Annotated in this window: 12 protein-coding genes; 10 read left to right on the top strand and 2 right to left on the bottom strand. The window is 28.5% G+C overall.

From position 1 onward, the window contains the following. The first annotated feature begins 67 nt into the window (after positions 1-67). The 7 genes from E6A48_RS05375 (at position 68) to E6A48_RS05405 (ending at position 9,570) form a co-directional block, all read left to right on the top strand. A complete protein-coding gene (locus tag E6A48_RS05375) occupies positions 68-1,426 on the top strand; it encodes an FAD-dependent oxidoreductase (protein ID WP_013243161.1) in 1,359 nt (452 codons plus the stop codon). Between the two features lie 416 nt (positions 1,427-1,842). Further along, the gene (locus E6A48_RS05380) at positions 1,843-3,654 is read left to right on the top strand and encodes an ABC-F family ATP-binding cassette domain-containing protein (RefSeq protein ID WP_219709046.1); all 1,812 of its coding nucleotides are present in this window, start codon (positions 1,843-1,845) and stop codon (positions 3,652-3,654) included. 40 nt (positions 3,655-3,694) lie between these two features. Then, a complete protein-coding gene (locus E6A48_RS05385) occupies positions 3,695-5,281 on the top strand; it encodes an amidohydrolase (protein WP_219709047.1) in 1,587 nt (528 codons plus the stop codon). A 45-nt stretch (positions 5,282-5,326) separates the two neighbouring features. Next, the gene (locus tag E6A48_RS05390; RefSeq protein WP_219709048.1) at positions 5,327-6,343 is read left to right on the top strand and encodes a vWA domain-containing protein; all 1,017 of its coding nucleotides are present in this window, start codon (positions 5,327-5,329) and stop codon (positions 6,341-6,343) included. Between the two features lie 16 nt (positions 6,344-6,359). After that, entirely contained in the window at positions 6,360-7,214 is an 855-nt protein-coding gene (locus E6A48_RS05395; RefSeq protein WP_219709049.1) for a tetratricopeptide repeat protein, read from the top strand. Continuing rightward, positions 7,198-8,883 carry a BatD family protein gene (locus E6A48_RS05400; protein WP_219709056.1) on the top strand — a complete coding sequence of 562 codons (1,686 nt, stop codon included), beginning with the start codon at positions 7,198-7,200 and terminating at the stop codon, positions 8,881-8,883. Before E6A48_RS05395 ends, E6A48_RS05400 begins: the two co-directional genes overlap by 17 nt. A 9-nt stretch (positions 8,884-8,892) precedes the next feature. Then, a complete protein-coding gene (locus E6A48_RS05405; RefSeq protein ID WP_219709050.1) occupies positions 8,893-9,570 on the top strand; it encodes a tetratricopeptide repeat protein in 678 nt (225 codons plus the stop codon). 15 nt (positions 9,571-9,585) lie between these two features. On the opposite strand, the gene E6A48_RS05410 is transcribed toward E6A48_RS05405, so the two are convergent. Both E6A48_RS05410 and E6A48_RS05415 read right to left on the bottom strand, forming a co-directional pair. Beyond that, positions 9,586-11,262, bottom strand: a complete 1,677-nt coding sequence (locus E6A48_RS05410) for an ABC1 kinase family protein (protein WP_219709051.1) — start codon at positions 11,260-11,262, stop codon at positions 9,586-9,588. Between the two features lie 40 nt (positions 11,263-11,302). Next, positions 11,303-11,614: a phasin family protein gene (locus E6A48_RS05415; RefSeq protein WP_219709052.1), complete on the bottom strand. Its 312-nt coding sequence runs from the start codon at positions 11,612-11,614 to the stop codon at positions 11,303-11,305. Between the two features lie 400 nt (positions 11,615-12,014). Here E6A48_RS05415 and ilvB point away from each other — a divergent pair, with 400 nt between their 5' ends. From ilvB to ilvC, 3 genes are all read left to right on the top strand, one after another. Then, positions 12,015-13,688, top strand: a complete 1,674-nt coding sequence (ilvB, locus tag E6A48_RS05420; RefSeq protein WP_219709053.1) for a biosynthetic-type acetolactate synthase large subunit — start codon at positions 12,015-12,017, stop codon at positions 13,686-13,688. Positions 13,689-13,706: 18 nt separating this feature from the next. Further along, positions 13,707-14,234, top strand: a complete 528-nt coding sequence (gene ilvN, locus E6A48_RS05425) for an acetolactate synthase small subunit (protein ID WP_219709054.1) — start codon at positions 13,707-13,709, stop codon at positions 14,232-14,234. A 68-nt stretch (positions 14,235-14,302) separates the two neighbouring features. Next, a complete protein-coding gene (gene ilvC / locus E6A48_RS05430; RefSeq protein ID WP_219709055.1) occupies positions 14,303-15,298 on the top strand; it encodes a ketol-acid reductoisomerase in 996 nt (331 codons plus the stop codon). Positions 15,299-15,428 lie beyond the last annotated feature (130 nt).

A 15,428-nucleotide genomic window follows, 5' to 3' on the forward strand; every position in this document is an offset into this window, starting at 1 on the left:
TTTTTTTATTATAATAAATTCATTATAATATAATATATTTAAATTAATTATTAAAGGGGTTATTTATATGAAAGTAATAGTAATTGGTTGTAACCATGCTGGCACATGGGCTGCAAAAACTTTAAAAGCTACAGATCCTAATTGTCAGGTAGTTACTTATGATAGAAACGATAATATATCTTTCTTAGCTTGTGGTATTGCTCTTTGGGTTGGCGGCGTAGTAAAAGATCCTAAAGGTTTATTCTATGCTAGTCCTGAAGGTTTGAAAAGCGAAGGAATAGAAGTTTATATGGGCCATGAGGTAACAAAAATAGATTGGGCTAACAAAAAAATGACTGTTAAAGAATTAAAAACTGGTAAAGAGTTTGAAGATAATTATGATAAACTTATTCTTGCTACTGGTTCTTGGCCTGTAACTCCTCCTATTGAGGGTTTAAAACAAGAAGGTACTACTTATGGTCTTAAAAAAGGTATTTTCTTCTCTAAACTTTATCAGCAAGGTCAAGATATTATTAATGAAATAGCTAAACCAGAAGTTAAAAAAGTTATGGTAGTTGGTGCTGGTTATATAGGCGTTGAACTTATAGAGGCTTTCAAAAATCATGGTAAAGAAGTTATATTAATGGAAGCTATGCCTAGAGTTATGGCTAACTATTTTGATAAAGAGATTACTGATGAGGCTGAAAAAAGAATTAAAGATGCTGGTATAGAATTACATTTAGGTGAAACTGTTAAGAAATTTGAAGGTGATGACAGAGTTAAAAAAGTTGTTACTGACAAAGGTTCTTATGATGTAGATATGGTAGTTATGTCTGTTGGTTTCAGACCTAATAGCGAACTTTATAAAGACTATTTAGAAACTTTACCTAATGGTGCTATTGTAGTTGATACTACTATGAAATCTTCTAAAGATGAGAATGTTTATGCTATAGGAGACTGTTCTAGTGTATATTCTTGCTCTTCTAAATCTCATGAATATATTGCTTTAGCTACAAATGCTGTAAGAATGGGTATTGTTGCTGCTAATAATATTTTAGGTAAAAAAGTTAATTATTGCGGTACACAAGGTTCTAACGCTATTTGTGTATTTGGTTATAATATGGCTTCTACTGGTTGGTCTGAAGAGACTGCTAAGAAGAAAGGTTTAAAAGTTAAATCTAATTTCTTTAGAGATGCTGAAAGACCAGAGTTTATGCCTACTTATGAAGATGTATTAGTAAAAATCGTTTATGAAGAAGGTACTGGAAGATTATTAGGTGCTCAGATTGCTTCTAAACATAATCATGCTGAAGCTATACACGCATTCTCTCTTGCTATAGCTAATGAAATGACTGTTCAAGATTTTGCATTATCTGACTTCTTCTTCCTTCCTCACTACAACAAACCATTATCTTGGATGACTATGGTTGCTTATACTGCTAAATAATTATAATAATTTTTAAATAAAAAGCCTTATAGAATTGTCTATAGGGCTTTTTTATTTTTGTAATTTTAAAATTTAAAAAAACTCCACACCCGCACGGTAAGCTAAATAAAAATATATTAATTAATTTGAAATGCAATTAAATTATATTTATAAATATTATTTAACGTGCGGAAAATATAGTAACAATCTAATTAAAGCTTGGGCGGGTATGCTTTTTAAAATTCATCATTTTAAGAATATTAAAGTAAATATTTTAAATAATGCAAAAAAGTTAATAGGGTGGGTAGTGTAAATAAATTAGAATATATATGTATTTTAAGAAAAAGATGATTTTTATGTTATTGAATAATTTTTAAAACTGTTATAGAATTGTTTACTAAATTACTAATAAAATATTTTTAAATAAAATTAAGAAAATGGCTAAGAGTATTATAAATATAGTTAATATATCCAAGAGATTTATAGACAGAGTTTTGCTTGATGATGTTAATTTGCTTATAGAAGAGAAATCCAAAATAGGCATGATAGGCAGAAATGGAGCAGGCAAGACCACGCTTTTAAAAATTCTTATGGGGATTGAAGAGGCAGATGATGGAGAGGTGATATTTTCTGATGATGTGAGGATTGGTTATCTTCGTCAGCAGGGAGATTTTGATGAGAGTGAGAAGGTTATAGATTATCTTGTGAGAGTTAGCGGCAAAGAATCTTGGAAGTGTTCTAAGATAGCGAGCAGATTTGGAATTGACCATATAAAAATAAATTATAATATTGGAAGCTTATCCAGCGGTTATAGAATGAGAGTTAAGCTTTCTGAGATGATGCTTGAAGAGCCTAATTTTTTAATACTAGATGAGCCTTCAAACTTTTTAGATTTAAATACATTAATAGATTTAGAAAATTTTTTAATGGATTATAATGGAGGCTTTTTAATAGTTTCTCACGATAGGGAGTTTTTAAAAACCACTTGCGATAAGACTGTTGAAATAGAAAAAGGGAAGCTTACTTATTTTCCAGGCAATATAGAAGATTATTTTGAATATAAAGAAGAGAAAGAATATACAATAAAAAAATATAATAAGAATGTAGAAGAGAGAAAGGCACATTTAGAGAGATTTGTTGAAAGGTTTAGATATAAGGCATCAAAAGCAAAGGCAGTGCAATCTCGTATAAAACAAATAGAGAAATTAAAAACTATAGAGATTAATCACCCAGCAAAGAGTGTAAGAATAAGGCTGCCAGAAGTTGAATCTAAAAAAGGCTTTGCTATTATATCTGATGATTTATCTGTAGGCTATGGTGAAAAGGTGGTAGCAACAAGCAGGAGAATGGAGATACCTAGAGGAAGCAGAGTTGCGGTGCTTGGAGAAAATGGAGAGGGTAAAACTACTTTTTTAAGAACTATAGCAGGAAGGCTTAATCCTGTATCTGGAAGCTATAATTATTCTTATGGTATAAAGCTTGCATATTTCGGAGAGGATACTTACAAAAACATCACTGCAAATGATAATGTGCTTTCTTATTTGAAGAAGAATGCCAAACAAGGTCTTTTAACTCAGGAACTTTTAACACTTTTAGGAAGTTTTTTATTTTCTGGAGAAGATGTTAATAAAGATGTAAAGGTATTAAGCGGAGGCGAGATGGCGAGGTTGTCTTTGCTTTGTGCTATTACACAATGTGCAGATGTACTTATATTAGATGAACCTACTAACCATTTAGATTTTGAAACTGTTGAGGCTCTTGCTAATTCTTTGCGTGATTATGGTGGCACTATATTTTTTACTTCACACGATAGAACTTTTGCTAGTCTTCTTGCTGATACCATAATAGAAGTTAAAGACAAAAAGCTTTCTCTATATAATGGCGATTATGAGGCTTATGTTTATAAGGTTCGTTTGGAGGCTTTGGAGGAAGAAGAGAGAGAGTTAGAATATCAAGAGGCTAATAACACTAAAGAGATAAATACAATAGAAAAAAATAATAGCAATTATGAGGAGAGAAAAAAGATTAGAAATAGGCTCTCTAAAGCTGAATCTATGCTAAAAAAATATGAGAAGGAAATAGAGGATTATAAAAAAGAAGAGATTGATATATTAAAGTTTTTTGAAAAAGATTATAATGATGATAAGAGTAAGAGATTATTAGAGGTTAAAAAATTAATAGAAGAAAAAGAAAATGAGTGGCTTTTAATCAATGAAGAGATTGATAGTATAAAGGCTATGTTAGAATAAAAAATAATAACAAAAATAGGTGTATTGGAGGAATAAAATAATGAGAGTTTTTAAAAATGCTAAAATATATTCTATGGATAAAAATGATAGTGTTTATGAAGCAGTTGCTGTTGATAATGGAGTTATAGTTTTTGCAGGAAGCAATGAAGAAGTATTAAAAAAATATAAAGATGCATCTGATATAATAGATTTAGAAGGCAAAACAGTTATACCTGGGTTTAATGATAGTAATGTTAATTTTGTAGTTTATGCTCGTTTTAATACTATGTTGGATTTGGGAAATTGTAAATCTATAAAAGAGGTTATTGATATTGCTAAGAAGGCTGAAAAGTATGATGATTGGCTTATAGGCAGAGGCTGGAATCAGGATTATTTTGAAGAGAAGAGAATGCTTAATAAACATGATTTAGATGAAATATCTAGCGAATATCCTGTTGCTTTTAGAAGATGCTGTGGAGAGATGATAGTTGCTAATAGTAAAGCTCTTGAAGTTTGTGACATTACAGAAAGCATGAAATCTGATACTATAGATTTTGAGAATGGTCTTATATCTTCAAAATCTATGACTTTAATATTATCAAAAATTAAATCTTTTGAGATGGATAAATTAAAAGAGATAATATTAGACACACAAGAAGATTTTTTTAAGATGGGTATTACATCTGTACAGGCTGATGATTTAAGAGGTCTTCCTGATTTTGATTATAGAAAGGTAATAGATGCTTATCAAAAGCTTCATAGAGAAAAAAAATTAAAGATAAGAGTATGTGAACAAGCAGAGTTTATTAACAAACAGGATATAGATGATTTTAGACAATACTACTACTATCAATATATTAACGATAATAGATTTAAAGTCGCTCGTATAAAACTTGTTATAGATGGTGGTATAGGTTCTAGAACAGCTTTGCTTAGAGAGGATTACAATGATGCTAAAGGCTTTAGAGGGGTAAGTCAGTATAAACAAGAAGAGCTTGATGAGTTGGTAAAATATGCTAATAGCTTAGATTATTCTGTTATTATACAGGCTACAGGTGATGGTGCTATAGAGATGGCATTAAACTCTATAGAAAAAATTAAAGATACTAAAGATTTCAAATATAGAAGAAATGGTTTAATACATTGTCAGATAACTGATAAAAAATTATTAGAGAGAATAAAAGAGTTAAATGTAGCTATATATTATCAACCTATATTTTTAAATTATGATATGCATATAGTTGAAGAGCGTGTTGGAGAGGAGAGGGCTAAAACAAGTTATGCTTATAAGACGGCTATGGATATGGGCATTAATATAGGTTTTGGTACTGCTGGTCCTGCTGGAGGAATTAATATAATGGAAGGTATTCACTGTGCTGTTAATAGAGAAGATTTAAATGGATGGCCTGAGGGCGGTTGGATGCCTGAAGAGAAACTTACTGTTAAAGAGGCAGTTTATTTATATACTATGGGAAGTGCTTATTTGTCTTCTGAAGATAAACTTAAAGGAAGCATAGAAGAAGATAAATTAGCTGACTTTATTGTATTAGATAGAGATATTTTTGAAGTAGATAAAAAAGAAATAAAAGATATTAAAGTATTAAAAACAATTATTGACGGAGACATTGTATACAGCAGTGATAATTGATTTTCTTATTGATTAAATAATAAATTAGTATATGATTATTGTATTATGTTTATAGAAGATTTTAAGTTTGTACTTCTTTTTGTAATTATACCTGTACTAATATTTTTTTTAGTTACTTCTCGTTTTAAGGTAAACAGGGTATTATCTGTATTTACTAAGAACACTAATTTTAAAAACGATAAAAATTATAAAAGAATATCTAAACTGAGAATATTTTCTGCTTCATTTTTAATACTTGCTGTATCATTATCAATATTTGCATTAATGCAGCCTAAATGGGGTATAATAGAGCAAAAAATAAAAACTAATAATTATATGATAACTATATTATTAGATTTATCTCGTTCTATGGAGGCTGATGATGTATGGCCTTCAAGATTAGAAAGGGCAAAATTGGAGATAGAAGATTTTGTAAAGAATACTGATAATCTTTCTGTAGCTTTAGTAGGATTTGCGGGCACTAGTTTTGTTGCTTCGCCTTTCACTCAGGATATGGAAACTTTTTCTTATATATTAAATGAATTAAATACCAAATCTGTAACTTTGCAGGGTACTAGAATTGCTGATGCTTTAGTTACTGCAAAAAATACTTTTAATGTTAATATACCTGGAAAAAAATCTATCATACTCATAACAGACGGTGAAGACCATGCAGGGTATTTTGATAATATATTAAAAGAATTAAAAGACAATGATATTAGTGTTTATACGGTTGGTGTTGGTTCTGAACTTGGAGCTACTATAAGAAGTGATATTGGTTATTCTGAAAATACTGTTATATCTAAAAGAGATGATAAAACATTAAAGTTAATAGCCGATTCTACAGGCGGTAAATCTTATATTTCTGATAATATATCTTTAAAAGCAATATTTGATGATATAAAAAATAATATGGACAGTGTTTCTACAATGAAGAATAATAGAAGCTATAAAGATAGATTTCAAATATTTTTGTTTGCTTCAACTATTTTAATTATAATTGCTAGCATATTAAATATATTGACTCAAAAAAGAGTTCTTTACAAAAATAATAAAAGTAGTATCATTAAAGATACTAAATAAATAGGTGATTTATATTGTGTTGTTTAGAATAAAAGTATTACTAATATTTTTAATATTATTTTCAAGCTCCTATGCTTTTTCTTTGAATGAGTTTACAGCGAAGATTGATGTTGATAGAGCTAATAGATTATTAAAAAATGGAGATTATGATAATGCTATAAGCTTGTATGAGAAAGCTTTAAGCAAATTGCCTAAATCTCCTGAAATATATTATAATATGGGTACTACTTTATCTTCTATGGGAGATATGGAGTCAGCAGTTCAAGCTTTTGATATGGCTAAAAAGAATTTTACAGAAAAAACTTCTAAAGATATAAAAAACTCAACTTACTATAATGCAGGTATAAGCAAAATAGAAATGGAAGATTATGCCGGTGCCATAGAAGAATTAATAGAATCTTTGGTTAATAACCCTAATGATAATAATGCAAAAAGTGCTTTAGAGTACGCAAAAAAGAAATTAGAAGAGCAGAAAAAAAATAGCGGAGAGTCTGCTCAAAATAATAATAATGATAATCAAGACAATGCTAACTCTAATCAAAATAGTCAAGATAATCAGAATAATAATAATAATAATAATAATCAGGAAAATCAAGATAATCAAAACAATAATGAAAATAATCAAAATAATCAAAATAATGATAATCAAGAAAATAATAATCAAAACAATAACGATAATCAAGAAAATAATAATCAAGACAATAATCAGAATAATCAAGATAATAATAATGGAAACGACAACCAAAATGATGAAGAGCAAAATGCACAAACTGATATTGATAGACTCTTAGATTCATTAAGACAATATAGAAAAGACAAAGAAAATGATGACCAATATTATGGCGGAGGAAGAATTGATAAAGATTGGTAAAGTAATAGTTGCTATATTATTTTTATTAAATGTTTCTGTCTTATTTTCTCAAACTACAATTACGGCTAAACTCTCTGATGAAAAAATAGGTGTCGGTGAGCTTTTTAGTTTATCTGTAACTATTAATAATACAAAAGGAAAGGTTACAATACCAAACATAGACGGCTTATTATTAAGAGGAACTTCGCAAACAAGAAATATGACATTAAGCGGTGGTACTTTTAAATCTATTCAAACCTATAGTTATACTTATGTTGCAAATAGGGTTGGAGTGTATAAAATAGATAATATCACTGTAAAAATAGATAATACAACTTACAAGGCAAATCCTGTTGTTTTAGAGGTTGTAGACGAGCCTGTGCGGGAAAGGCAAAGTGATGCTCCTGATTCTGATTCTTTTGATAGATTTATGAATTATTCTGAAGATATACATGTTGAAAACACTATAAATAAAACAGAAGTATATTTGTATGAGCCTATATATATTATACAAAAAGCATATACTCATATTCCTGTTAATGTGGTTGGCATATCTAAAATAGCAGACAGAACAGATTTTATTTCTTATACGGATTCTTCTGAGTATAATTCTTTTACAGAGATAATTAATGGTAAAAGAGTGAGCGTTATACCATTAAAAAAAGAGGTGTTATATGCTTTAAAAGATGGAGATAAAAGCATTATTACTACAGAGTTTGTTTTTGAAAAGAATAATATGTTTTTTGATAGAGTTCTTTATGGTGAAGAAGAATATAATATAAAGGTTCTACCTCTTCCTGATAATACAGGGTACAAAAACTTTTCAGGCGGTGTTGGTGAGTTTGATTTTACTGTTAAGGCTAATAAAACTAATTTAAAAATAGGTGAAGAGGTTGTTATTAGTTTAGAGGTTTTTGGAGAGGGAAATACTTCTATTATAAATATGCCTAGTATTGATACAAATATCAATAAATATTTTTCTGTTTATCAGCCAAAAACATACGAAACTAATTGGTTTGAAGATGATAGAATGATGGCCAAAAAGACAAAACAGTATGTTATGGTTGCTACTAATAGCGGAGAGTTTAGCTTGTCAAATATAGCTTTTTGTTATTTTTCTCCAGAGGCTAAAAGTTATAGTAATGTTTATTCAGAAAGTATATCTTTTAATATGATGGGTGGCAATATTGGCTCTTCTTCTTTTATTGATAATAATAATCAGCCTAATGTTATTAATATTAAAGACACTTACATTAAAAAAAATGAAAAATATTTTAATTTGTTAAACATTAATATCGTTTATATTTATATACTTATTTTAATAATATTTTCTTTTATTATAGTATTTTCTAAGAAGATTAAAACATTAGCTTTATCTCCTTCAAACAATAATAATAAAGAATCTGGTATTAGTATTATGATTTCAAATTATAATGAGGGAAATAGAGAAGAGTATTGTAAAAGTGTTATTTCCTATATTGAAAAAGAGATTCAAAAGAAATTAAATACAAACTCTAAAAATATTTATTTGGAATTAAAGGGCAGGGTAGAAGAAGAAAAAATAAAAGAGATAAAGTCTATAATAGATTCTTGTGAGAGGGAGCTTTATTCTGGAAATAAACAGAGTGAGAATAGAGATTATCATAGTAAGGCTATTGAAATAATTAGTAGTATTAACAAAAAGAAGTGACTTTTATTTATGTGTATGAAAAAAATTATTATAATGCTTTTACTTTTTGGATGCAATTTCCTTTTTGCTCAAAATGATTTGGAAAGTATCAACAATATATTTAAAAATGCAAATGATTTATATAATCAAGGGCAATATATAGAGGCTAATAATTTATATCTTAATTTAATAAGCTCTAATGTGGTGTCTAAAGATTTGTATTATAATTTAGCTTCTTCATATTATGAGATTAATAGTAATGGTTATGCAGTATTATGGTATGAGAGAGCTTTGAATATATCTCCTTTCGATAAAGAGATTAAAAACAATATAAATAAAATAACAGAAAGAAAAGATTATGATTCTTTTTATATAATTGCTTTTTATATAAGTTTAGTTTTGTTTGTATTTTTTAGTGCATTTTTATTTGTATTGTTTATTAAAAAGAAAAACATAAATTTTTTATTATTAACTAGCTCTATTATTTTTCTTATTTTTTCTATATACTCATATAATATTATAAAATCAGATTATATTATCATTATTAGAAACACTAACATATATAGTGGAAGCAGTGTAAAGTCTGATATTGTATCTAGTGTGTATGAGGGAGAAAAATTTAGAGTGATAAAAGAGTCCTCTAATTGGTATTATGTTAAAGGCATATCAAAAGGCTGGATTAACAAAGAAGATTTAGAGAAAATATAAAAAATATAGTTTGAATTATTTTTTCTTTATATATTTTCTTACAAATCTGCTTATAATCATAATAAATCCCATAATTCCAGATAATAAGAAACCCACAAGCCCAACTAATGATATTCCATGTATTAGCGGAGGCATTTTTGTAGCTATTATAAGTCCGCTTGAAATAATTAATGAAGCTAATACTATAGAATAGCTTAATCTATCTCCCAAGCTATCTAAAGTATTTGCAAGAGTTTCTAATTTTTTATGTTCAAGCTGTATTCTTATATTGCCTTTTTTCATTAGGTTTATAACTTCACCCAAATCAGAAGGTACATTTTTTAATACATGAAAATAATCATTGATTAAATTTCTAGATTGTTTTAATAGATTATCAGGCTTTAATTGTTCTTTAACATACTTGAAAGCAAAAGGCTTTATATGTTCTATTAATTTAAGGTCTTTATCTAAATCTCTTCCCACACCTTCTAATACTATTAAAGATTTTATAAGAAGCATTATATTTCCAGAGAGCATTAATCTAAACTCTCTTATTATAGATATAAGTTCATTAAATATATCTTCTATGTTTATGTTTTCTAATGGCATATCTATATATTTGTTTACAAGCATAAATATAGCCATATTAAAATCTTCCATATTTTGCACTTCACTATGATTGCATAAATCAAGTACAGCTTTAGCAAGATTAATATAATCAGCATTATTGATGCTCATTATAAGAGAAGAGAAAGCCTCTTTTGAAGTAGGAGGTATAAACCCAATCATACCGAAATCTAAAAAACATAATACATTGTTATCCAAAGCCATTAAATTACCTGGGTGCGGGTCGGCATGAAAGAAGCCTAATTTAAATATTTGCTCTAATACACAATCAACACCAATAGAAACTAGTTTTTTTCTATCATATTTAGTATCATCAGGACTAATATCAGAGATTTTAATTCCTTCTATATATTCCATAGTTAATATATTTTTTGTGCTATACTCTTCATAGATTTTAGCTATTTTTATATTTTTATTATTTTTGAAAAACTTTTGGAATTTTATAGTGTTGTTTTTTTCAAAATTAAAATCTAATTCCTGTAAGAGTTGATTTTTAAAAGCCTTTATTAGTTTCTCAGGTCTTATTAAAGCAAACTCTTCGTTATATTTTTCTAGTATAGAAGAAAGCCAAGTTATTATTTCAATATCATTAAGTATATTTTCTTCTATGTTTGGTCTTTTTACTTTTATAGCAACTTTTTCGCCTGTTTTTAATACAGCAGTATGCACTTGAGAAATTGAGGCACTTGCTTTAGGTGTAGTGTCAAAAGATTCAAAAGCTTCAGTTATAGGTTTTTGTAATTCTTGTTCTACTATTGCTACGGCTTCTTTTTCATCAAAAGGCTTAACATTGTTTTGAAGTTTTTTTAATTCATCAATAATGTCTTTTGGAAGTATATCGCTTCTGTTTGAAAGTATCTGACCTAATTTTACAAATGTAGTACCAAGTTCTTCGCAGGCCATTCTTATTCTTTGACCTCTGCTATAACCTCTTAAATCTATACCTTTATATTTTACATTGAATTTCTGTATTGGATTTTTTACCAATTTTAATATAGGTGTAACAGCAATTATATCTTTAAACCCATATGCTATTATAACTGATATAATTTCTTTTGTTCTATTTAAAGATTTTTTCCCCTTCACAATATGCCCCAATTTTATAATTATTAATATTGTTTATAATTTACTGCTGCTGATTATTTATTTTACTTTTTAATTCTTCTAATTCTTTTTTTATAGCATCATATTCTTCTTTTTTTACGTAACCAGCTTTATCCATAGTGTTTTTTATTCTTTCATCTAAATACTGAGTGATTTCTTCTTTAGTTTCATTAGCCTTAGTAACCATTTCTTTTACAAATTTCTCGCCTTCTTCAGTACTCATATTCTTATCTTTTACAAACTCTTTTGCAGCCTCTTCTACTTTTTCTTTTCCTTTAAGCATAAATCCTATACCAGTATAAATACCAGATTTAATTTCATCAGAAATACCCATAATTATTCCCCCTTAAAATTGTTAATTTGTTTATTATTATCTTTTTTTTTAATAAAAAGTCAACACTCTCAAATTACATATTAGTACTTTTTTGAATTATATTTTATTAGATAACATAATTTTTTTATTAAAATATTTGCTTTTGCTATTGCAATATTATTAGAAGTATTATATAATATATACTAAAATAAGATAAGGAGAAGATGTATGAAGTCATTTTTCAAACATTTCAATCAAACTAACATATCTATTATTCTCCTATCTCTCATTATTATCCTGTAAAGTTTCTTTTATAAAAAACAATACACACAAAAAATAAAAAAATAATAATTGTATTCTGTTATATTTGTATATATTTATAATACTATATATAGAATCTAGTAGATTTTAGGAGATTTTTATGCAATTGAATGGTTCAGATGTTTTAATTGAAGTTTTAATAGAGCAGGGAGTAGACACTGTATTTGGTTATCCTGGCGGGGCTGCTTTAAATATATATGATGCTATTTATAAATATAGAGATAAAATAAAGCATATAATGCCTGTTGATGAGGCAGGAGCTTGTCATGCTGCTGACGGATATGCAAGAGCAAGCGGAAAAACAGGAGTAGTAATTGCTACAAGCGGACCTGGGGCTACTAACTTAGTAACACCATTAGCTACAGCATATATGGATAGTGTGCCTTTAATTGCTATTACTGCAAATGTACCTACAAGTTTAATAGGTAAAGATTCTTTTCAAGAGGTTTATATTGCTGGTATCACAATGACTATCACAAAACATAATTTTGTTGTTAGAGATATTAATGACTTGGCTGATACCATTAGAAAAGCTTTTTATATAGCAAATACTGGAAGAAAGGGACCTGTTTTAATAGATATACCAAAAAATATAACTATAGCAGAAACAGAATTCGAAAGAAAACAAAAAATTGTTTCAAAACAAGTTCAAATAAGTTCTGAAGATGAAAATACTATAAAAGAAGTAGCAAAATTGATAAATGAATCTAAAAAGCCTATCATATATTTTGGTGGAGGGGCTAAAGATTCAAGCGATAAATTAAGAGAGTTTATGATTAATTCTAATATACCATCAGTTCATACATTAATGGGAGCTGGTGTATTGGGATATAATGATAAATTAAATATAGGGCTTTTGGGAATGCATGGCTCTGCTACTGCTAATAAGGTTATGAACGAAGCTGATTTAATACTTGCTATTGGTACTAGATTTAGTGACAGAGTTGCTTTGAATACTTCTAAATTTGGAGGAACTGCTAAAAAGGTTCATATAGATATTGACAGAAGTGAGATTAATAAAAATGTTAATGTTGATTATAGTATAATAGGCGATTTGAATGATGTTTTAGATAGATTTAATAAACTTGTAAAGAGAGTGAAAGATGATGAGTGGGTTAAATATTTATCTGATTTAATATCAAAAGAAAAAGAAGAGAATTTTAAAAGAAACACTAATAAAGACGGCATTTATCCTAGCAGAGTTATGAATATAATAGGGGATAAAACTAAAGATGATGCTATTTATGTTACAGATGTTGGTCAGCATCAGATGTGGGCTGTTCAATATATACGCCATACTAAACCTAGGAGCTTTATAACTAGCGGAGGTTTGGGAACTATGGGTTTTGGATATGGTGCTTCTTTAGGTGTTCAGGTTGCTAAGCCAGATAGGAGAGTAATTCATATAACAGGAGATGGTTCTTTTTATATGAATTTAAATGAGGTTGCTACTGCTGTTGAATATAATTTGCCTATTATAACAATAATACTTAATAACAGCACATTGGGTATGGTAAGACAGTGGCAGACAATATTTTATGAATCTAGATATTCAAGCACTGATATAAATAAAAAAATGGATTATGTAAAAGTAGCTGAAGGATTTGGAGCTAAAGGTTTTAGATGCGAAACTATAAGTGAATTTGAAAGTGCTTTTGAAGAGGCATTAAAATATAAATGTCCTGTTTGGATAGAATGCGTTATAGATAAAGATTTGAGAGTTTTACCTATGATTCCAGCTGGCGGAACTATAGATGATATAATAGTAGATTAAAAATAGTAGGAGCAAAAAATGAATAACAAACAAAGAAGGGTTTTAGTTTTATTTGTAGATAATAGTTCTGGTGTATTAAATAGAATAACTTTATTGTTTAGTCAAAAGGGTTTTAATATAGAAACTATTACTTGTTCAGTAACTTGTGTGCCTAGCATATCAAGAATGACTATAGTAACAGAGGGAGATGATTTGCATATTACACAGATTATGAAGCAAACTTCTAAACTTATAGAGGTTCATTCAGTTCATCTAATAGACCATTGTAACAGTATAATAAGAGATTTATTATTAGTAAAAATAGAGATAGATGATTCTAATAAACGTAGAATTTGTGATATCACTAATGCTCATAATGGGCTTATACTTGATATAGGAAATAAGAGCATGATAGTTGAAATAACAGCTTCTGCTTCTATAATAGACGGTTATTTAGAGGCTTTAAAAGATTTTAATATATTAGAGCTTTCAAGGACAGGAGTAACATCCATACAGCTGGGTGATGATGTTCCTGATATGAATATAATAAATAATTTTGAGTTTTAATAATTTTAAATAATTTTTAATAAATATTTTTATAAAACTAAAAAAACAAATATTTAAGGAGAAATAAAATGATAAAAAAATATTATGATGCTGATTGTAATCTAGGATTATTAGACGGAAAAACTATAGCTATAATGGGATATGGCAGTCAAGGACATGCTCATGCTCAAAACCTAAAAGACAGCGGAATGAATGTTATAGTAGGACTTAGAAAAGAGAGTGCTCATTGCAAAAAGGCTGAAGAGGCAGGATTTAAAGTAATGGAAGTATCAGAAGCTGCTAAGGCTGCTGATATAGTAATGATGCTTGTACCAGATGAGGTTGCTGCTGATATTTATAATAGTCAGGTAGCTCCATATATGAAAGAGGGCAATGTATTAATGTTTGCTCATGGATTTAATATTCATTTTCAATTTGTAGTACCTGCTAAAGATATAGATGTTATAATGGTAGCACCAAAAGGACCTGGACACACTGTAAGAAGTCAATATTTAGAGGGAAGAGGTGTTCCTAGTTTGATAGCAGTTTATCAAGATAAAAGCGGAAGGGCTAAAGATTATGCATTAGCTTATGCTTCTGGAATAGGTGCAGGACGTGCTGGTATATTAGAAACTACTTTCAGAGAAGAAACTGAAACTGACCTTTTTGGTGAGCAGGCAGTATTATGCGGCGGTGTTACAGAGTTAATGAAAGCTGGTTTTGACACTTTAGTAGAAGCAGGTTATGAACCAGAAATGGCTTATTTTGAATGTATACATGAAATGAAGTTAATTGTTGATTTAATATATTCAGGCGGTTTTGCTATGATGAGATATTCTATTTCAAACACTGCTGAATACGGCGATTACAGAACTGGCAGAAGAATGATAACAGATGAAACTAGAAAAGAGATGAAAAAAGTATTGAGAGAGATACAAGACGGAACTTTTGCTAGTGAGTTTATTCAAGAGTTTAGTGCAGGACGTAAGGCTAAATTTAATGCTACTAAGAGATTAGAAAGTGAGCATAAATTAGAGAAAGTCGGTGCAGAGTTAAGAAAAATGATGAGCTGGATTAAAAAGTAATTTTTATCCAAGCTTATAATTAAATATTTTAATATTGGAGTTTTGTTTATATACTGAATATTTTTAACTTTGTTGGAAATTAGTTTTTATATTTTTGTTATTTTCGGGGACTAGTCCCCGAACCCCTACT

The organism is Brachyspira pilosicoli (assembly GCF_019402445.1).
GTDB classification, from domain to species: Bacteria; Spirochaetota; Brachyspiria; order Brachyspirales; family Brachyspiraceae; genus Brachyspira; species Brachyspira pilosicoli_B.